Source organism: Celerinatantimonas marina (genome assembly GCF_046054165.1).
Taxonomy (GTDB): Bacteria; Pseudomonadota; Gammaproteobacteria; order Enterobacterales; family Celerinatantimonadaceae; genus Celerinatantimonas.
Genome location: NZ_JBFNXK010000016.1, coordinates 38,560 through 57,827 on the forward strand (window position 1 = coordinate 38,560; position 19,268 = coordinate 57,827).

Here is a 19,268-nt window from a genome sequence, read left to right on the forward strand (position 1 = left end):
TCCAGAGAGAGTAGAAGGCAAAATTCGTGGCGATACCTAGACCGAAAATCATGATTGTGGACGATGTGAAAGCCAATTCCAGACTGTTAGCCAAACGGTTGGGGGATGAATATGATTTTCAGATTGTGACTCAGGGCGATGAAGCGCTGGCAGAAGCTATCCGTACGCTTCCTGATTTAATATTATTAGACATCTTGATGCCGAACATGGATGGTTTTGAAGTGTGTCGGCGTTTAAAGGCCCATGATCAAACCCGATTAGTGCCGGTGATTTTTATCACCAGTCTGGACGATGAAGAGGATGAAGCCAAAGGGCTGGCTCTTGGCGCAGTTGACTATATAAAAAAACCATTTCGAATGCCGATCATCAAAGCCCGGATCAAAAATCATATTCAACTCAAACAGGCTCGGGATCTGTTAGAGAAACAAGCGTTTATTGATTCGCTGACGGCTATCGCCAATCGGAGACGTTTTGACGAAATTTTAGAAAAAGAATGGTATCGGGCTGCTCGGGGACAAACATCCATCGCTATGATTTTACTGGATATCGACTACTTTAAGCAGTACAACGATAACTATGGTCATCAGCAGGGCGATAAATGCTTGATCCAGATAGGGCAAGCACTCCGGGATTGTATGAAACGAGGATCTGATTTTGTTGCCCGGTACGGGGGTGAGGAATTTGCCGTGATTCTGCCGGCACAGGATCTTGAGGATGCACAGAAAGTCGCCAAATTTATACAGGAACAGATCGCCGAATTACAGATCCCCCATGATTATTCGCATCTGGAATCACCTTATGTGACCGTTAGCATCGGGATCACGTCGTTTATCCCCTCAGATAGCACCCAACCGGAATCGCTATTTTTAGCGGCTGATCAGGCGCTGTATTTGGCCAAACATTGCGGCCGAAATCAGATCCAAAAGTATCAACCTGAATCACTAAATCTTTCAACATTTAGACTGTGATACATCGGCTAACGCAATATTGAGAAATGGCAGGTTTCAATACAATTTAAAAGATCATAACCTTTGCAACTCCCGAACGATAAAAGATAGCGTGTCATGATTGATTCAATGAAAGTGTTTTGCATGGTGGTGGCTAAAAACGGCTTTCGCGCCGCCGCTAGTGAACTGGATATGTCACCGGCCATGGTGAGCCGACATGTCGCAAAACTGGAATTTGAGTTAAAAACATCGCTGTTAAAACGCAACACCCGATCACTGACCTTAACCGATGCCGGGCGCTCTTTTTATCAGCGTTGCGGCCAGATTGTGAGTTTATATGACCAGTGTTTACATCAGGTCAGCCATGACAACAAATCCATCAGCGGCCACTTAAAAGTTGGGATCCCGCATTCTATCAGTCAACTCCATGTCATTCCGGCGCTGGAGTCGTTTTATCGCGAGTATCCGGAGATCACGTTGGATATTATCGCGGGGAATCATTCTTTGGAGCTCTTCAGTCATGGCTACGATTTAGCCCTGCATTGTGGACCATTGCCCGATTCTGCCCTTTATTACACCCTGATAGGATACTGGCGCAAACAGACCGTGGCTTCGCCGAGTTACCTGCAACAACATGGCACACCGCAGGTCCCCGATGATTTAAATGCGCACCAGTGCTTGCTTCACTTTGATAATCGCGCGCGCAGTTGGCGCTATGTGGTGGATCAACAGCCTCTGGATGTGCCGGTCTTTGGCCGGACGCGCATCAATAGTAGCTTGGATCTGTGCCAGCTAGCTCAGGCCGGACAAGGGATCGCCTATCTGCCTGATTTTACCGTTAAGCCGATGCTGGCCCGAGGTGAGTTAGTGAGTCTTTTGGAAGCGTTTATGCCGCCCCCGCTGCCGATGTATGTAGTGCATATCAATCCGCAGCCTTCCAAACGAGAACAATTGTTCATCGACTTTCTTAAAACATGCTCACTCGCTAAAGCCCAGCCGTAATCGAGGCATGGATTGTGATCTTTGGCTCTCTGCAAGCCCATTGGAATGTCTGGCCCAACGATAAGCGATGTCGGGCCAGATTGGTGTGGATGCGGGCTAGTCGGCCAAAAATGCCAGACTTTCCGCCGTTTGCCGAGGGGTAAACTCTGTTATCTCATAGCGAGCTAATCCTTGTTGGTAGAATGGGTCATGGGTGAGCAGCTCATCCAATTCTTCCCGAGTGACCTGATGTGCCAGAATGATCCCGCCATCCCGAGGCTTTTTCCCACCCGATACCAACAACTTGCCCCGCGCATACAAACTATCTAAATACTGGCGATGCGCTATTAAATACTCGTCAACTTTGGCTAGATCATATAAATAAGTCAGTGAAACGATAAACATCTCTTTTTCCTTCTTCATAACAGTCTGTTTAGGATACGAAATTGGCCATCATCCACCAGAATTGATGCTGCAACAGTTTGTTGAAGAATGTGAAACAGTCGATGTTGGGGATGGAAACAGGGGCGGCTCGGTGGCGCTATCGCACGCATCACTCGATACCTGGAACGCTCTGTTATACACTACACGGCATTGGATTAAGGAGAGCGTACTTATGGCTTCAACCGCAGCGGCATTGCACATTCTGGTGAAACACAAAACTCAGGCTGAGGACATCTTAAAGCAGCTGAAAAAAGGCGCCAAGTTTCAGACGCTCGCCAAAAAATACTCCACCTGTCCATCTGGCAAACGGGGCGGAGATCTCGGTGAATTCCGCCGTGGCCAAATGGTTCCGGCGTTTGACAAAGCCTGTTTTACTGGCGAAATTCTCACCCCACAGCTGGTTAAAACCAAGTTCGGTTGGCATGTGGTGAAAGTGTTGTATCGCACTTGAGTCATGCCAGCAAAACCGGCCTATCTTGTTATTGATGAGCGCTGTAGGCGCTCTAATTCGTACTATAAAAACCGTTTCTGCAATCCATCGTTATTATCAATTTTTAACCCTCCGTATCGAAAATCGACCATAGTGTCCAAAGAGCATCGCATTACTGAATTAATCTGACTAAAGTGTTAATTTAGAAAAACTGTAACTCTTTCTTTTATTGGTTGAATGGGGATTCATGCAGCAGATAGGGATATACGAACAACTGATCACCCAGTTGATCGATAGTCGATTGGATCAAGAACATTTTTATGTCGGTGAGCGAGAGCTGATTAGCTCTGAAGCGGTTAATCGTAGGTATCCACTTGCTTAGGTAATAGGCAGACATTAATTTGTTCTAAACCAAGACCAATATACATGAGAAACTTATTGCCAAGGCGATCAAGCCTAGTATTATTGCCAAGCATTGTAATTGGCAGTATTTGTGATAATGGAAACTGGTGAAATCCTCGTTATTGACTTGTTCGCTGGCCCTGGTGGTTTGGGGGAAGGTGTGTCTTCTTGTGTTAATGAAAATGGTAACAAGCCTTTTCAAATTGGCATATCTATAGAGAAGGAACCTTCCGCCCATAGAACACTTACAACACGAGCTTTTTACCGAAAAATCTATGAACTAGAGAATGGGCTAGATAGTTACAATTCATATTTAAACGGCAACATTACACGAAGCGAATTGTTTAAACGCTTTCCAAAACAGGCGCAAGAAGCAAAGCAAGAAACTTTCTTTGCTCCTCATACATTAGGTGAAGACAATTCTGATATTCACGCGCGTATTCGTGAGTTAGTTGCTTCTCATGGCACCCGTCCCAAAGTTGTTATTGGCGGCCCTCCCTGTCAAGCGTATTCATTAGCGGGACGTTCTCGTAATGCTGGTATTGTTGATTATAAAGCGGAAAAGGACGATCGCCACTTTCTGTATAAAGAATATCTTAAGGTTATTTCTATTGCTCAACCTGACGTTTTCGTCATGGAAAACGTACAAGGAATTTTGTCTGCAAAAGTCGGTGGCGAAGTTATGTTCCCTCGCATTTTGAAAGACTTAAAAGCTCCGGGTCGAGTTACAAAAATTTCCAGCCCTAAATACAAAGTGTTTTCATTGGTTGTCAACGCTGATGACCCAACTAATCCCACATATGCAGATCCAAAAGACTACTTGATTAGGTCTGAAGACTATGGCGTACCGCAAGCCCGCCATCGTGTTATTCTACTTGGCGTTCGAGAAGATATAGAACGAGTCCCGGGAACGTTGTTACCACGGGAAGATAAAACTACGGTAGAACAAGTGATTGCTGATTTGCCTGCATTAAGAAGCGGCTTTTCTAAGCGCGAAGATAATGCGAAAGACTGGGAGAGAGAAGTTTCTAAAAATGCGACACGTGTTAAGAAGCTACTTAGAAAACAGTTTGATGGTGCAGCAGATCTCGATTTAACACCGATAAAGAACTTACCGAGAAGTGCCGCTCTTCCTGTTAATGAACCTCTCTTGATGCCAGAGCATTTAGTTGAGTGGTATAGAAATAACGCCCCAATGTGCGTTCTAAACCATGAAACTCGTGGGCATATGGATAGTGATTTACTTCGTTACGCATATAGTGCTGCATTTACTATCCTTAGTGGAGGCATTTCTCCAAAGGCTCGAGATTTCCCTGCGGATTTAGCACCTGCCCATGATAACTGGAATACTGGAACGCATGCAGACCGATTTAGAACACAAGTTGCAAACAAGTACTCAACAACCGTAACCAGCCATATTTCGAAAGATGGTCATTACTTCATTCATTACGATCCAAAGCAATGCCGAAGTTTAACTGTCCGTGAAGCTGCTCGCTTACAAACATTTCCAGACAACTATTTGTTTGAAGGCAATAGAACTCAGCAGTATGTGCAAGTCGGAAATGCTGTGCCTCCATATTTAGCACAGCAGATAGGGAAAGTGGTAATGGATTTACTTAGTCAAATCGAATAATTCCAGGCCTTGCAGAGTGTTGTGATGCCTTAAAACTTATATCAGATAATATTTGGTCCTTGAGCCTAAACACTGGAGATCCTAACCATTTGTTAAAATCTGGAATCGCTCCGACTTGATACATAAAACTAACCTCTACAATGTATTCTTTTCCATTGACTACAACGTTGGGTAAGCGATAAATTCCAGCATGAGCAGTGTCGTTCTTGCCATTTTGGAAAAAAGTGAAATGTTCAAATTTTACGGGAATCATTGCAGATAAGAAGTATCTATTTAGCTTAGTTTTCCTTTGGGCTTGGTCACATTCTGCTGAAAGTTCAAGGAATCCAAGTTTAGTTTCCGAACGAGCTTCTTTTCTGGTAGCTTTCGTACCTTGTACACAATCAATAAACTCTTCGTGTAGAAGTGTCTTTATATCTCGTCCCAGATTTTTTCTAATTTTGGGCTCATTTTCACAATCAGTTAAGTAAGAAGAGGAAAATTCAATCCAAGTGCCTCGTTTATTTTTAGGGGATTTGTCGTCACATTCTTCAATGTGATAAAAAGAATTTAGATGAGCTTTAACATCACTATCAGCGTTTTTTTTAGTACCTATTCCGTTTGCTGCATCTAACCATACTGATCTATCTATATGCTCGTACATAGATTGAATATGGTCATGTAAGACAGGTTCTAATCCTAATTCTATAGCTATTTCAGGTTCATCTTTAGCATTTTTTGTACCAAGAGTTTCATTACCTATAACTGCTAACATGGTTTTAAGTTTATCTGTGGTAGCTGATTCGAACTGATTAATATCATCAATTGCTTTAGGTTTCGCTAGTTTGAATAGAGAATCAGTAGTTAATTGAGCAGCTTTAGATATTCGATTTTCCCAACTGAACATGGCATTAAATATTGCGTTTTCTTTAAATAAATTTACTACTTTATCGACTAATTCTTCTGGACGACTTTTAAAGTGTGTCTTGTCTAAAATGCCCCAATGAATAGGGGCTGGAATTTCGGGAAAACGTTTTGAGATTAAATTCATAACATTTTCAACAATTTTACCATTTTTTGACCAAAAGTAAAGTAAGTATGGTCCATCAATAGCTAATTTTTTTAGAACTTCAGCGATAGGTGCGACTAGAGTTTTTTCTTCAATTTGTAATTCTTGTAGATTTAGATCTGTAATAATCACACGGGGATGAATCATGTCTAAATTAATATGATCAATTCCTGAACTATTACTCGGTTCAGTTCCTTTGTAATGAATTGGAAAACATGGATATCCGGCCGTTATCAAACTGTTTTGAATATCATCTAAATCCTGTTTATTATCATCGATTAATACAATACCTGGTAAACTCATCATTTTTATTTTTCCTGATTAAATATCATTACCACTGCTGCGCCCTGATATACTTCTGGTAGATCTAAATCTTCTGGGTTACATATTTGCAATCTACCGCCAATGCTTTCCATGACTTTATCTGCGTAATAGAGACCAACGCCCATACCACCAGGTCGTGATGTTTTAAAAGGTTGAATAGCTTCTTCCGGGGTTAAACTAAAACCGGGGCCGTTGTCCATAACGATAAGAGCTGGACCTTCTTTAAACCAATTAGGTAAGCTATCAATTTTTATTGCTGGAATGTAATTTCCATCTTCTTTCTCAGCTTTAAGGCTTGTCCAGTGAATAGCGTTGTCTAGTAGATTGGTAAGCGTCGCTTGTAGTAATCCAAATGGTGCAGTAACTTCAAATGAGTCGGATTCACCACTATTTATGGGGCAAGATATAGTTATCTTATGGTGATTAAATCGATGTTGATTGAGACTCACTATTTTTTGTGTCAACGCTTTTATATCAAAATTCTTTTGTTCATTACGGCGTAATAGTGGAGCAAACCCCTCCAGAAGTTCAGCTAAATATTCAGCTCTCTTCAATAGAATATCATGGTCATCTGAGTTTTTAATTGAAGTATTTAAGTCGTCAACTCCGCGCTCAACCTCATGAAATATAACTGCAAGGTTTATCCCAGCGATTCCAGAACTCAATGTTACTTCTCGCATTTGTAAGTAATCTGATTCAATTTGAACTACTTTGTCACTTATTTCCTCTTCAAGACCATATTTCTTTATTGTGTTTTTAATATCTCGGATGTTTTCAGAAAATCTAGTTGTCGCGGGAGATGCATCCTTAATATCACCTTTAATGTAGTCATTTAGTGCTTCACGGTCTTTTCTGTGTTTTAAATGAAAGTTTTCAACTACACTTGCAATAATCCATTTAAATCTTTTATATGTTTTATTCTCATCGAATCCTTCACGATTCGTTTTTTCTTGGAGGCCATAACTTTTTTCTAAGTTTAAATCGACTCCACCTATCACCATCCCTGTATCAATTTTTTGTCCTGGCATGTTAATCCTACCTGCATTTAAACCAAGCCAGTCGTCTCTCCCTTCACCATAGTTAAATACGCGTATACCATCTCTGTAAACACGAATACCAGATTGCTCTTTTAAGTATTCTTTTATTAATTGAGGTGAACCTGTTGCACTTAGAACAGCTGCGGATTTCATGAAAATGTAGAATGTACCTGAAATTGGTCCAATATCCTTCAAATCTTCTGGAGTCATAAGTAAAGACTCTTTTATATCTATTTCTCGAGCAAGTTCCTCTTCTTTGGTTGGTTTTATTAGTTCTAGTCGTGTATCACTATCATCAATATGTGATTTTGCTAGCTCTCTAAATGTTTGCGGAGGATTATAGGTATAAGCAGATGAAAAAATACCGTCTTCATCAATAATAAAATCGTATGTCCAAATTGCTTTATCGAGTATATCTTTTGCATCTAGCAAGTCAGCAATTTCTTTTTCTCTACCTGGTATTTCTAAGTTTACTTCGAAGTCTGAAACACTTTTAAAAGGTGATATAAGGCTAGTTAAAAGACGCTTAAGTCTTCTTAATTCTCCTCTTGTCCAATTAGTATTGTTTAATGCACCTATTTTTATTCTAGTTCCTGTTTCTGAAGGAAAAAATTCAGGAGTGTCTAGTTTTGTTATTGTTACTTTTGTATCTTGAATATACTCGGCTTTACTAATTAGACTAGTCCAATCAATAGCTATTTTGTATTCATTAGAATCTTTTGCTCTAGTATTGATAATGAGTTCATTTCCAAGCTTATGTACAGCAAGACGCCCAACGCCTTTTTCTCCGAGAGGCAAGCGGTTTAACCCCGGCGTTCTTAATCGATTTTTACTTCGTTTGCTATCTGTACCGATTTCCATCCATTTGTTTAAGATGTCATCCTTAGTCATGCCAAAGCCGTCGTGATCCCAAACTATTATATTGGGCGACTCACTCTCTAAGTTAAGCGTTACATCAACACTTCTAGCATTTGCATCATAAGCATTCTTAACAAGTTCAAAGACAGCTAAACGGTCATCTCCAATTAACTCATCTCCTAGTAGTTTTAAGAGGTGCGCATTGGCTTTAAATGGTTTTACTATAGATTTATCATTTTCCATTTATATAGAACCTTAAATTAATTTAATGAAATAATGTTTATATTAGCCATATTTCCACTATTACAATTTTTTGTATTTTCTACGGCGCCCATCTGTATAAATTCCCAACACGCCTTCCTTTAGCAGAAGTCCTAATACACTGTAAGTGAGGTAATCCTGTTGATTGCCTTGATTATCCGATTGTAGGCCTAAGTAATGCGCACAATCTGAGTTTGTTATTCCATCTGGGTTTTCTTCAGATAACGAACTTATTGAGTCTTTGATTAATTTTAGACCCAAGTGTGCTTTTTCTACTGCACCATTCGGGACTACGATGTTCTTATCTATTTTGCGTTTTACAGCTTTTGGTATTACTGAATTGTAGAGTGATCCGCCACTATCGATGGTACCGAAGCTGCTGATCAGTTCGAGTTCTATTTGGAGGGCTTGTTCTTCTGTTAGATTTTCGACGATTCGGGAGATGGTAGGGGAAGTTCCACTATCTAGAATTTCTTGAATGAATCTGCCTTTACGTGTGTCGTCGACTTTTTTTAAGTGGTCTGTTGCTCTACTACCGGTACCTTTGCCAATATAGAAAACGCGAGCTGGTTTCTCTCGAGGATCTTTCAAAGAGTAAACGTAATAGGTGTTGCTCATAAAGCTTCTCCATCGTAAAGCTACCCACACATTTCACGTTGCTTCGAGCAAAGATTGAAAGATCACAAGTGGAAGCAATTATTTCGAATGTTGAGTAACTACTATTTATAAGGATAACACTATGGTTTCATATCAAATAGCCATAAATACTACTTTTATGACTTAAGTTTGAACGATCGTGACTAAGACATGGAGCTAAACAATAGCACAAAGCAGAATTCCCTAAGGGGCAGTAGTGCAACTGACCTGCTCCCATTAATCTAGTCCAGTCTATACATTAGTAATGTTCATCCAACCAAGGAGATGAAGAACCATTAGCTTCTCATCGCTAGGCAATAAACATATCTAAAGTTTGGTGAAATGAACTTATAACTAAAGTGTTATATCGCACTTGAGTTGCGTGAGCACAAACTATTCCTTTTGTTTCTGATGAGCCCTTGCGGGCTCTGATTTTCTCCCAAGACTCGCTTCCCTTTAACACCTTGCTTTAATTATTTCAGTACAACGCAAAAGTTGTTTATGAATTAATTTACAACTAATATATTGTATGGGATTCTTAGTACAACTCAAAAGTTGTTTAGTGAGAAGTGAAGCGATGAAAAGTCTCGAAGAAATTGCAGTGCGGCTGACCGAGCAGCGTAAAAAGCTCGGTATTGAGCAAAAAGACATGTACATGCGGATTGGCATGAAGCAGCAACAGTATCAGCGCATTGAAGCGGGCAGTGACATCAAACTATCCACTTTACTCCGGGTGCTAGAAGGACTTAATTTGGAACTCTCGATTTCACCTAAAGGCGAAAAAGTGCATCTCACTTCGGTGGATCACGTTTTATCCAAACAGTCACTAAAAAACGATGAGTTGCAAGATGATACCGATGACTTAGGTTTTTGGTTTGATTCTGAGGATCAGCAATGAGCAAGCAGATTGAGAAAGTTGAAGGTCTCAGGATCCAACTGCATAACATTGATGTCGCGGTTATGGCCCATTATGCAGGGGGTAAAAATATTCTGACTTTTAACCCTCATTTTGTCGGAATGCCAGATCAGCTGCGCCCCGTTTTTACCTTGAGACAACTGCTTGATCCGAATTATTTAAGTAAATCACACATTCGAACCGATAAAATCCCACCAGTCTTATCTAACCTGCTGCCCGAAGGGGCACTCAGAGAACTCACAGCCCAGGCGCTTCGCTGCACATCAATAATGAGTTTTCAATCCTTGCCTATTTAGGGGCCAACTTGCCGGGCGCGATTATCGCAACGCCGATTAAAGCCGGAGATATGCCAGTTTGGGCACTAGAGTCAAGACTCTCGGTAGCGCCTCAACAAATTGATGTGAAACATGCCGATACTAAGTTCTCATTAGCGGGCGTACAGATGAAATTTTCATCCTCACATATCGAGGGGCGATATCACATTGATCAGACAATGTCCGATGACATGTGGATTATCAAAACGCCGTCAACCATTCATCAAGGCGTTCCGGTGAATGAGTACAGCTGCATGAAGTTGGCCGAAGCGGCAGGGGCCAATATCCCAGCAATTAGACTCATCCAACTCAGTGAGCTGGAAGGGCTGCCTAATATCCGCCTACCGGATGAGCCGTATGCTTATGGGATCCAACGCTTTGAGCGCAGCAGCCGTGGTCGAATCCATACCGAAGATTTTGCGCAGATTTTCGGCCTTTATCCATCAGACAAGTACCAACGCATCAATTATGAACAGTTGGGCCGTGTGCTTTATCGAACTAGCACCGAACGGCTGCAAGATATCCAGCAAATGGCCAGAAGGCTGCTGATTAACGTTTTACTGGGCAATGGGGATGCACATCTGAAAAACTGGACCTTGACCTATAATGATCAGCGTTCTCCGCGGTTATCGCCGCTTTATGATGTGTTGTTTACAGCCCCTTACATCGATCATGATAGCCTGGCTCTCAACATGGCCGGAACCAAACAATGGTTTGAGATTTCGATGCAGCATTTTAAAGTATGGTCAGAGAAAACGGGAGCGCCGTGGATCGCCATCAAGCCGCATCTATTCGATGTGATGGACAAAGCCCGCAATCAATGGCCGCAATTACTGGCAGAATTGCCGATGATAGACGAGCATAAAGAAGCATTAAAACAGCATTGGCGACAGCTGCATGCAGATTTTACAGTTCATTGAACCTTTTTCTGAACTTTATATATTCTTGTTTTTAAGAAAATAGGATTACTTTTATTCGAAGCATTGGCCATGATTAAAATGCTTATGTAGTTCTAAATTTTATATAAAATAAATTTCCAAACCCGAATTCAACTTCGAAGTGCGACACCCTCTAATATCAAGCGACCAAAGCCGATTTCTTTGAGCCCGTCGTTAAAGTCATGGTCCGGGATCTCGGTGTCGGTCTGTCAAAAAAGCGCAAAGAATTCTTAAGAAAAAACGGTCGCAAAGTTCACAGTAACGCGAGTACGCCGATTTATGGGCATGACTACTACCCAAATGTATTAGCGGAACGAGTCAATGAAATATTAAAACAGGAATATCTACTGACAAAGCCGAAAAATTTAAGTGGGGCGAGGAAGATAGTGAAGGCGTCAGTGGGACTCTATGATCATTACAGGGGCACTAAAATACAAAATGCCCGATGAAGTTCATCAGGCGTTTTAACTTAAAAAGTGTCAACTCATATCAGGACGGGTCAGTGGGTCATAATCGCTTGGTAAATATCACAGCTTTTATAAAGATTCTCTAAAAGGCAATATTCGTCAGTTTGGTGAGCTTGATCGGGGGAACCAGGCCCTAAAATGACGCAAGGTGGATGGTTAAGCGCTTGCATCAATACAGAAGCGTCACTGAAATATGAGACGATTTGTTTCTCAGGTGATGACTTGTGGTTGTGTTGCTCACAAATTTTTCGAACCTTGTGTAACCACGGATCGCTGGTTTCAGTTAATACCGCAGGTAAGTCCATCAATGATTCAATTTCAACTTGCTCGCCTAAGTACTGACTCAACCGTTGTTTAATGTGCGCATGATTTAGCTCAGGATGCGTTCGAATATCAACATCAAACTGTGACTTATCCGGAACAGAGTTAATATTAATGCCGCCTTCGACGCGCCCTACATTGAGTGTCGGTTCAGCCATAATCGCATGGCTTGGACCTACCTCAAACGATTGAATTTTATGAATGGCTGATGCTGTTTTATAAATCGCGTTATCGCCTAAATGGGGCATGGCTCCATGAGCTGTTACTCCACGGCTTTGACAGCGCAACCAGAGGGCGCCTTTGTGACCAATAACCGGTTGGTTATTCGTTGACTCTCCCACAATTAATGAAGATACAGGTGCAATTGCACGCTCTTTTAAAAGGGCTTTAGCGCCTTCGCATCCGGTTTCTTCACCACCGGTGATAAGCAACATTACGCCTTGGGTTAATCCTGCTTGGAGCGCACGACTTAGCGCGATGATAAAAGCGGCGATGGCTCCTTTCATATCGCTACTGCCGCGTCCATACAATCGGCCTTGGTTAATATCTTCACCCCAAGGGCTAAAGCGCCAATTTTGTAAACCTAGAGGAACGGTATCAACATGCCCGGTGAAGGTTAGATAATGCGTAAAGGAGCCCGGTGTTTTGGCTAAAAGGTTACAGCGATTTGGGGCAAAATAATGAAGTTCAACATCTAGCCCTAGTTCATTCAGCCAGCTTTCAATCAACTTGATACAAGGCTCTTCTGAGCCTGGTGGGTTGATAGTGTTTAGCGCAAGCAATTGCTGCGTGAGTTGTACGACATCATTTTGCATCGCTTATTTTCCTGTAAGCCAGTCAAGACAGTTGATCCAGAGCTGACGATAACCTTCCCAGTGGCAAAATTCATCCGGAAGCCAATGTTCAGCCATGTCGCTGGTCCACGCCAAGGTTCGGCCTTGTTGATAATCACGTACGGCTAACAACGGCAGATTACTCTCAGATACGCTAGCTAATAAAGTGGCTTCAGGGTGCAAGGTCACTTCGTTATAGCCGAGTAACCAAGGCCATTGGTTGGGCATGTTTGCCATGATAGGGTGCTCAGCGTTAACAATTTCTGCAAATTGTCCTTCGGGCGCTTCAACACGATCATCATAGGGTAGACACTGGACCGGTAAGACTTTTTCAACCGCCGTTCGGTGATAACGCGCGGTGCCATTGATCCCCTGAAAACTAAAATAGCCGCCAATCATCATCAATGCACCGCCTTTGGCAACATAATCATGGATAAGTGTTAAACGGTTAGCGGTACGTTTACTCTTAAGCCAAGTATCTGGATGTAACAATAAAGTATTGGCGCCAATATCAGAAAGAATGATGACATCCCATTGCTGGAGTTCTTCCAGTGTCAGTGGAAAATTGGCTGAAACTTCGTGTGCGGGCATATGGGTGACATCATAGTCTGAGTCTTTTAACGCATTTAAAAAATAAGTCGCACCGGTGTGCCAAGTTGTGGTGTGAAATTGATCGAATCCTTTAACGTGAGTGGCACTGCTTTCCCATGATTCTCCAACCAGTAAGACTTTTTTGCTCATGACAACTTCCTTAATTTTTGACTAAATATTTGCATCGGGTTTTGAATCATCAGTGTTTCGAGCTGTTTGCCCGTGACTCCGAGGCGTTTTAAACGGGGGACAAAATGCTTCAGGATATAGCCGTATCCATGGCCGCCATATTCAGTGAGCATGGTTTTTAGAAAGGTATCCTGAGAGAGTAAAATAGAGTGAATGTAACCATCATTAATCAGCTCTAAAATGGCTTGAGCATTTTCACTATCAGATGGGGATTGCGCATGCTCATCGGCGTAGTAGTAGCTCATGCCGATCATGTCGTACTCAATAAATGCGCCTCGATCAGCCAGCTCTCGCTGATAAATCGGATCAGAAAAGCTTGGATTCATGTGGCACAAGACAACATGGTGTAAGTCGGCGCCTTCTGCTTCTAGAATATCCAAGACTTGATGGCCTAAGCGCTCCCACCCGGGTAAGTGAACTTCAACTGGAACTTTAGTGATGGCACTCGCTCGCCCTGCGGCGCGCAGGGATTTTTGTTCTTGAGGCGTAAATTTTGCGGATACACCAATCTCGCCGATTAAACCTGCGATAATTTCTGGTTTTTCTTGTGCGCCACCTAAGTCATAAACGAGCTTGTCACAGAGCTGGTCGATTGAAATATCTTTAACCCAGTTTGGGTGTGATGGTTCCAGATATAAGCCTGTACCCATCACAATATTTAAACCAGTCATGCGAGAGATCCTCGCCAGCGCTTGGGGATCGCGGCCGATGCCGATATTGGTTGGATCAACAACGGTTTCGCCGCCAAGAGCTTTGTATTTCATGAGCTCGCGAATGGCTAAATCGACATCAAATAACTGGCAGTTATCTTTGCTGATTAATGGATTTTGAGAGAGCTCTCCCAGCTTATCCATCGTGACCGGTTCTTCGGCCAAATAGCGTTGCCCACAACAGCTGGGTGGAACCCACTTGCCAGATGCATCGAGAAGAATATGTTCGTGAGCAAGCGTCACGCCCATTTGTGTCACCGGGATTGGCCCGGTAACCGTCATAACCATCTCTGAATCAACCCCAACGGGCAGTGGTTCAGGATGACAAAATATAGATCCCTTGTTCATAATTATTTCCCTGTACCTGCGTGACCAGGACTAAGAATGCGGGTGTTGAGCCAGATAGCCAGAAGAATGATGAGGCCTGTCGCAATCTGAGTAAAAAATGGTGAAATATGCGCGAGAATTAAGCCGTTTTGCATCGCGGCGATGGATAACACCCCGAGCAGTGTTCCAACAATGGTTCCAAAGCCACCAAATAAACTGGTGCTGCCTAATACAACCGCAGCGATCACTTGGAGCTCGAATCCTTCACCTTGGTTTGATGAGCCGCTGCCCAGTCGCGCAGTGGTAATCATTCCGGCTAAAGCGGCTGCCATCCCGGTTAGCACATATGCTTGCATCGTCACTCGCTGGGTTGCAATGCCGCTGCGCCGGGCTCCTTCGCTATTGGTCCCAATCGCTGTAACGTAACGGCCAAACCGCATATTGTTGAGCATGAGATAACCGGCGATGAGCGCGACAACGGCGATAATGGCAGGTACCGGAATCCCCAAAACCCAGCCTCGGCCAAGCAGGCTAAATGGGTCGTGCCGAGGAATAGGAATCGAGTATCCTTGGGTAATCAAAAGAGCCGTGCCGCGAATAATTGCCAATGTCGCCAAGGTTACGATAAACGCAGGGATCCCTTCATAGGCGATAAAAAAACCATTGATTGAACCGATAAGTGCACCTGCTATCAGGCCCGCAACAAGAACGGCATACCATGGCCAGTGCCAATCGTGCAGCGCAATGGCTGAAAGAGCGCCCACTAAAGCGAGGGTTGAACCAACTGACAAGTCAATCCCGCCCGTTGTGATAACAAAGGTCATGCCTATCGCCACGATTAAAATGGGAGCGCTTTGGCGAATAATATTTAGCCAGTTTGCTTGCGTTAGAAAAAAATCAGAAGTAAAAGAAAAAACGGCGCAGCATGCAATTAAAAAGATAGCAATACTGGTTACCCCGGGATTTTGGGTGAATAACTGACGAGTTCGCGATAACTTAATTTGGCGATTTTGTGGTAATGGTTTAGATGCGGACAGGGTCATGATTATCCTCCTGATGGGGCCTTGCAGAAGCGGCGGTAAATTTCTCACCGACAATCAAATTGACGACCTCGGCCAAGTCAGTCTCTTTTATGGCGCGTTCGGCAACATTAGTGCCTTCATACATCACCATGATCCGGTCACAGACTAAGAACAAATCTTGTAGTCGGTGGGTAATCAAAATAACACTCACGCCCATGGCGCTGACGCGTCGAATTAGCTCTAACACGGCTTCGACTTCAGCAACGGCTAGCGCTGCGGTTGGTTCATCCATAATCAGCACTTTGGGGTTAAATCCAACCGCGCGTGCAATCGCGATAGCTTGGCGTTGCCCTCCAGACAACCCGCCAACCATCAACGAAGTATCCGGAATCGAAATGCCTAAACCTTTGAGCATTTCTTTGGCATTTTCATGCATCGCTTTTTTATCTAACAGTTGAATCCCTGCAATTGATTTAAGTGGTTCCCTGCCCATGAATAGATTGCCAGCAACATCAACGGTGTCACACAACGAGAGGTCTTGATAAACCATTTCTATATGACAGCGGCGCGCATCTGATGGCGATTTAAAGCTGACCTTTTCTCCATCAATAAAAATCTCGCCACTGGTTGGTATGACAGCCCCTGACAACGTTTTGGTCAGCGTTGATTTGCCAGCGCCGTTGTCGCCCACGATTCCCAACACCTCCCCAGGGGCTATTTGCATATTGACCCCCTGTAGAGAACGAATAGAACCGTAAGTTTTGGTGATATCCACCATTTTCACTCGCGGTTCTACACTGTTATTTTGCTCCACAGTTTCACCTCCCTATGCGATACCAATAAATTTAATGGCCACTTAAAGCCGACTAAAAGTGTTATAAAATGGCAGCTTACAAAAAAGTAAACCGGTTTACCCAATTACTATAACTAATTTAAATAACTCAATAAAAAGGTGAATTTAATTGCCTTTTGAAAATTTAAATAGCAATGGTTATGCCAGAATGAAAGAGGTAATGGTAGAGCTATATAAAATCATACAATTAAGTAAACCGGTTTACTTAATGGCGCAACATAAATTTATAATATTGTTCTAAGATAGTGCGTTTGCACATAAATGAGTGTTTATTTTGAATCATCTAAAGGCGTAATTGAATCGCGTTCAATCCATTCAACCGGGAGAATAATTTGTTGAAAATTTTGCTCAGGAGCATTCATTTGTGCAAATAAAATATCAACAGCCGTTTTGCCCATTAACTCAAAAGGCTGTCGTACGGTCGATATTCTTGGGGTAAGTAGATCGGCGAACGAGGCATCGTCATAACCTGCTAATGAGAGCGACTCAGGAGCATTTAACTTTAAATATTTTAACCCATCAAGCACCCCAAACGCGATGTAGTCACTGGCGGCAAATACAGCCGTTGGGCGCTGAGGTTGAGCCATAAATTCTAAAGTCGCTTGCATGCCAAAGCTACGTTCGTAGTCCCCGTAAAAGGTCCAAAATTCGTGATACGGTAACTGAGCTTCGGTTAATGCATGACGATAACCTTCAAACCGCTCTTTAACACTTTTAAGATATTTGGGGCCGCCAATGTAGGCGATATGGCGATGCCCTGCGGCAATTAGGTTTTTGGTGGCTAGGTAGCCACCTTGAAAGTTATCTGAAAAAACTTTAGAAAGTTCAGTATCTTGAATGTTTTCATCAATGAGTACGATATCTCTACGTTGATGAACCAACGCTTTAAGTTGGGAATTTATATCCGCCTTGTTGGTAATAAATAGCAACCCGTCAACTTGTCGGCTATCCAGCCATTGAATAAATTGACACTCTTTCGCAGCATCATTACGGCTAATACATAAGACTAAGCTGTAGCCATGACGAGCTGTGGCCGCTTCGACGGCATCGGCCAACTGAGCAAAAAACGGGTTAGTGATATCAGGAATCACCAAGCCAATCGTTTCGCTGCCACCTTTACTTAATCGCCGAGCTAGAGTATTCCGCTGATAATGCGTCTCTTTAATCGCTTTTTCAATGCGTCGAGCCGTTCCCTCAGGCAATGATAAACTGTGGTTTAAATAGCGAGACACGGTGGCCTTGGAAACGCCCGCTAGCTTTGCGACATCTGATAAAACCACTCGTTTTGCATTCATATAGGAGAACTCTTTTGACAACTTGGATAGATGGTTAAAACGAACATTTATATTTAAAATATTAATTAAGCTTGACAGCAATAGAATTTTAATAAAAACTACGATTGTTTACCTTTTGTACACTATTACTAATTGCGCTGATTTACGCAAAGCTATATCAAATCATTATAGCTCAACTCAATAATCTAATATATTGTAGGAATTATCTTACAATATTTTTGAATTAATTGTCCTTTTATTCTTTCACGAGTACCGAGTGTTTATCGGCCTCAATTGTAAAATAAAAGGAGTTATTATGTTATTTCCTCGAACTGGTTTTGCAAAGCTAGCCGCCGTTTTATTACTGGGGGCTAATATTTCTGCGATTAATGTCGCTCATGCAGAAGATACCTACGCAATGGTTCAGATTAATCAACAAGCTCTATTTTTTAATCTGATGAACAAAGGGGCCGCGAGTGCTGCCAAAGAGACAGGACACAAATTGGTCATTTACAATGCCAACAACAAACCTGTTCAACAAAATAATGCCATTGAAAATTACATCGAGCAGGGCGTAAAAGGCATCCTGATCGATGCCATTGATGTAAATGGTGTGATGCCCGCCATTGAAGAAGCTCATAAAGCCCATATCCCGGTTGTTGCGATTGACGGAACCTTGCCTAAAGGCCCACAAATTACCCAAATTGGTGTGAATAATTATAAAGGTGGCACCATTATTGGCGACGCCTTTGTGGATTATGTGACGTCTCATATGGGTGGCAAATCTAAATTGGGTATCGTTGGGGCATTAAACTCAGCCGTACAGATTAAACGTCAAAAAGGTTTTGAAGATACGATTAAAGCTCAGCCTGGCATTAAAGTTGTTGGCGTAGTGGATGGCGCGAACGTTCAAGACAAAGCGATGACCGCCGCAGAAAACCTGTTAATGGCGAATCCTGATTTAACAACAATCTACGCAACGGGTGAACCAGCCTTATTAGGTGCGATTGCAGCAGTAGAAAGCCAAGGCCGAGAAAAACAGGTCAAAGTCTTTGGTTGGGATCTTTCGGCAGAGGCCGTTTCAGGAATTGACGCCGGTTATGTGATTGGTGTGCTTCAGCAAGATCCTGAACAGATGGGCCGAGAAGGGGTGAAAACACTCAATGCCTATTTGGCAGGGAAAAAAGTGCCAGCACATATCAATGTTCCTCCCACAGTCGTCACCCAAGCTAATGTTGACTCATTCCGGTCACTGTTTAATTAATCTGCGTAATAAACCTAATGTTTTTAACAACCGCCTGGATGGGCGGTTGTTTGATGGCTGATTCGGTGGCTATTTATATTGTAAATTTAAGACAGGGTATTGATGGACTAAACCATGATATTCAGCAATGAACATCGTTTGTGGAGAATTACTACCCGGCACAACGTTTGCTTTGTCTATATCAAGCTCAGATAGCTGCAAAAACAATCACAAAAGATCACTTTAGAGATGTAAATATACGCGCAGGG

The 19,268-nt window shown here is 42.6% G+C and carries 17 protein-coding genes and 1 pseudogene; 8 read left to right on the forward strand and 10 right to left on the reverse strand.

Going from position 1 to position 19,268, the window contains the following annotated elements; genetic code table 11:
- Positions 1–26 precede the first annotated feature (26 nt).
- The gene (locus tag ABUE20_RS15645) at positions 27–968 is read left to right on the forward strand and encodes a GGDEF domain-containing response regulator (protein WP_408620891.1); all 942 of its coding nucleotides are present in this window, start codon (positions 27–29) and stop codon (positions 966–968) included.
- 96 nt (positions 969–1,064) lie between these two features.
- Entirely contained in the window at positions 1,065–1,949 is an 885-nt protein-coding gene (locus tag ABUE20_RS15650) for a LysR family transcriptional regulator (RefSeq protein ID WP_408620892.1), read from the forward strand.
- Positions 1,950–2,045: 96 nt separating this feature from the next.
- Here the strand turns inward: ABUE20_RS15650 and ABUE20_RS15655 are convergent, their stop codons facing one another.
- Entirely contained in the window at positions 2,046–2,333 is a 288-nt protein-coding gene (locus ABUE20_RS15655) for a YciI family protein (protein ID WP_408620893.1), read from the reverse strand.
- Positions 2,334–2,544: 211 nt separating this feature from the next.
- Here ABUE20_RS15655 and ppiC point away from each other — a divergent pair, with 211 nt between their 5' ends.
- The 3 genes from ppiC (at position 2,545) to ABUE20_RS15670 (ending at position 4,837) form a co-directional block, all read left to right on the forward strand.
- The gene (gene ppiC, locus ABUE20_RS15660) at positions 2,545–2,823 is read left to right on the forward strand and encodes a peptidylprolyl isomerase PpiC (RefSeq protein ID WP_408620894.1); all 279 of its coding nucleotides are present in this window, start codon (positions 2,545–2,547) and stop codon (positions 2,821–2,823) included.
- Between the two features lie 226 nt (positions 2,824–3,049).
- Positions 3,050–3,184 (forward strand): hypothetical protein, encoded by a 135-nt coding sequence (locus ABUE20_RS15665; RefSeq protein ID WP_408620938.1) that lies wholly within the window; start codon positions 3,050–3,052, stop codon positions 3,182–3,184.
- Positions 3,185–3,301: 117 nt separating this feature from the next.
- Positions 3,302–4,837 carry a DNA cytosine methyltransferase gene (locus tag ABUE20_RS15670; RefSeq protein WP_408620895.1) on the forward strand — a complete coding sequence of 512 codons (1,536 nt, stop codon included), beginning with the start codon at positions 3,302–3,304 and terminating at the stop codon, positions 4,835–4,837.
- On the opposite strand, the gene ABUE20_RS15675 is transcribed toward ABUE20_RS15670, so the two are convergent.
- The 3 genes from ABUE20_RS15675 to ABUE20_RS15685 are packed head-to-tail and all read right to left on the reverse strand — an operon-like array spanning position 4,821 to position 8,983.
- On the reverse strand, positions 4,821–6,191 hold the full coding sequence (locus ABUE20_RS15675; protein ID WP_408620896.1) for a hypothetical protein: 1,371 nt from the start codon (positions 6,189–6,191) through the stop codon (positions 4,821–4,823). The two genes, ABUE20_RS15670 and ABUE20_RS15675, sit on opposite strands and share 17 nt — an antisense overlap.
- 2 nt (positions 6,192–6,193) lie before the next feature.
- On the reverse strand, positions 6,194–8,347 hold the full coding sequence (locus tag ABUE20_RS15680) for an ATP-binding protein (RefSeq protein ID WP_408620897.1): 2,154 nt from the start codon (positions 8,345–8,347) through the stop codon (positions 6,194–6,196).
- Positions 8,348–8,407: 60 nt separating this feature from the next.
- Positions 8,408–8,983: a GIY-YIG nuclease family protein gene (locus ABUE20_RS15685; protein WP_408620898.1), complete on the reverse strand. Its 576-nt coding sequence runs from the start codon at positions 8,981–8,983 to the stop codon at positions 8,408–8,410.
- A gap of 595 nt (positions 8,984–9,578) precedes the next feature.
- On the opposite strand from ABUE20_RS15685, the gene ABUE20_RS15690 reads away from it, so the two are divergent.
- Positions 9,579–9,899, forward strand: coding sequence for a helix-turn-helix domain-containing protein (locus ABUE20_RS15690; RefSeq protein WP_408620899.1), 321 nt, complete (start codon positions 9,579–9,581; stop codon positions 9,897–9,899).
- Positions 9,896–11,151, forward strand: a pseudogene (locus ABUE20_RS15695) (type II toxin-antitoxin system HipA family toxin). The gene ABUE20_RS15690 and the pseudogene ABUE20_RS15695 overlap by 4 nt, the downstream one beginning before the upstream one ends.
- Positions 11,152–11,668: 517 nt before the next feature.
- On the opposite strand, the gene ABUE20_RS15700 reads toward ABUE20_RS15695, so the two are convergent.
- From ABUE20_RS15700 to ABUE20_RS15725, 6 genes are all read right to left on the reverse strand, one after another.
- The gene (locus ABUE20_RS15700; RefSeq protein WP_408620900.1) at positions 11,669–12,772 is read right to left on the reverse strand and encodes a M20 family metallopeptidase; all 1,104 of its coding nucleotides are present in this window, start codon (positions 12,770–12,772) and stop codon (positions 11,669–11,671) included.
- A 3-nt stretch (positions 12,773–12,775) separates the two neighbouring features.
- Complete coding sequence (locus tag ABUE20_RS15705; RefSeq protein WP_408620901.1) at positions 12,776–13,531, reverse strand: glutamine amidotransferase; 756 nt, start codon at positions 13,529–13,531, stop codon at positions 12,776–12,778.
- Entirely contained in the window at positions 13,528–14,628 is a 1,101-nt protein-coding gene (locus ABUE20_RS15710; protein ID WP_408620902.1) for a phosphotriesterase family protein, read from the reverse strand. Before ABUE20_RS15710 ends, ABUE20_RS15705 begins: the two co-directional genes overlap by 4 nt.
- A gap of 2 nt (positions 14,629–14,630) precedes the next feature.
- A complete protein-coding gene (locus ABUE20_RS15715) occupies positions 14,631–15,650 on the reverse strand; it encodes an ABC transporter permease (protein ID WP_408620903.1) in 1,020 nt (339 codons plus the stop codon).
- Positions 15,631–16,407 carry an ATP-binding cassette domain-containing protein gene (locus ABUE20_RS15720; RefSeq protein ID WP_408620934.1) on the reverse strand — a complete coding sequence of 259 codons (777 nt, stop codon included), beginning with the start codon at positions 16,405–16,407 and terminating at the stop codon, positions 15,631–15,633. Before ABUE20_RS15720 ends, ABUE20_RS15715 begins: the two co-directional genes overlap by 20 nt.
- Before the next feature lie 344 nt (positions 16,408–16,751).
- Positions 16,752–17,777 (reverse strand): LacI family DNA-binding transcriptional regulator, encoded by a 1,026-nt coding sequence (locus ABUE20_RS15725; protein WP_408620904.1) that lies wholly within the window; start codon positions 17,775–17,777, stop codon positions 16,752–16,754.
- Positions 17,778–18,069: 292 nt separating this feature from the next.
- On the opposite strand from ABUE20_RS15725, the gene ABUE20_RS15730 reads away from it, so the two are divergent.
- The gene (locus ABUE20_RS15730; protein ID WP_408620935.1) at positions 18,070–19,020 is read left to right on the forward strand and encodes an ABC transporter substrate-binding protein; all 951 of its coding nucleotides are present in this window, start codon (positions 18,070–18,072) and stop codon (positions 19,018–19,020) included.
- Positions 19,021–19,268 lie beyond the last annotated feature (248 nt).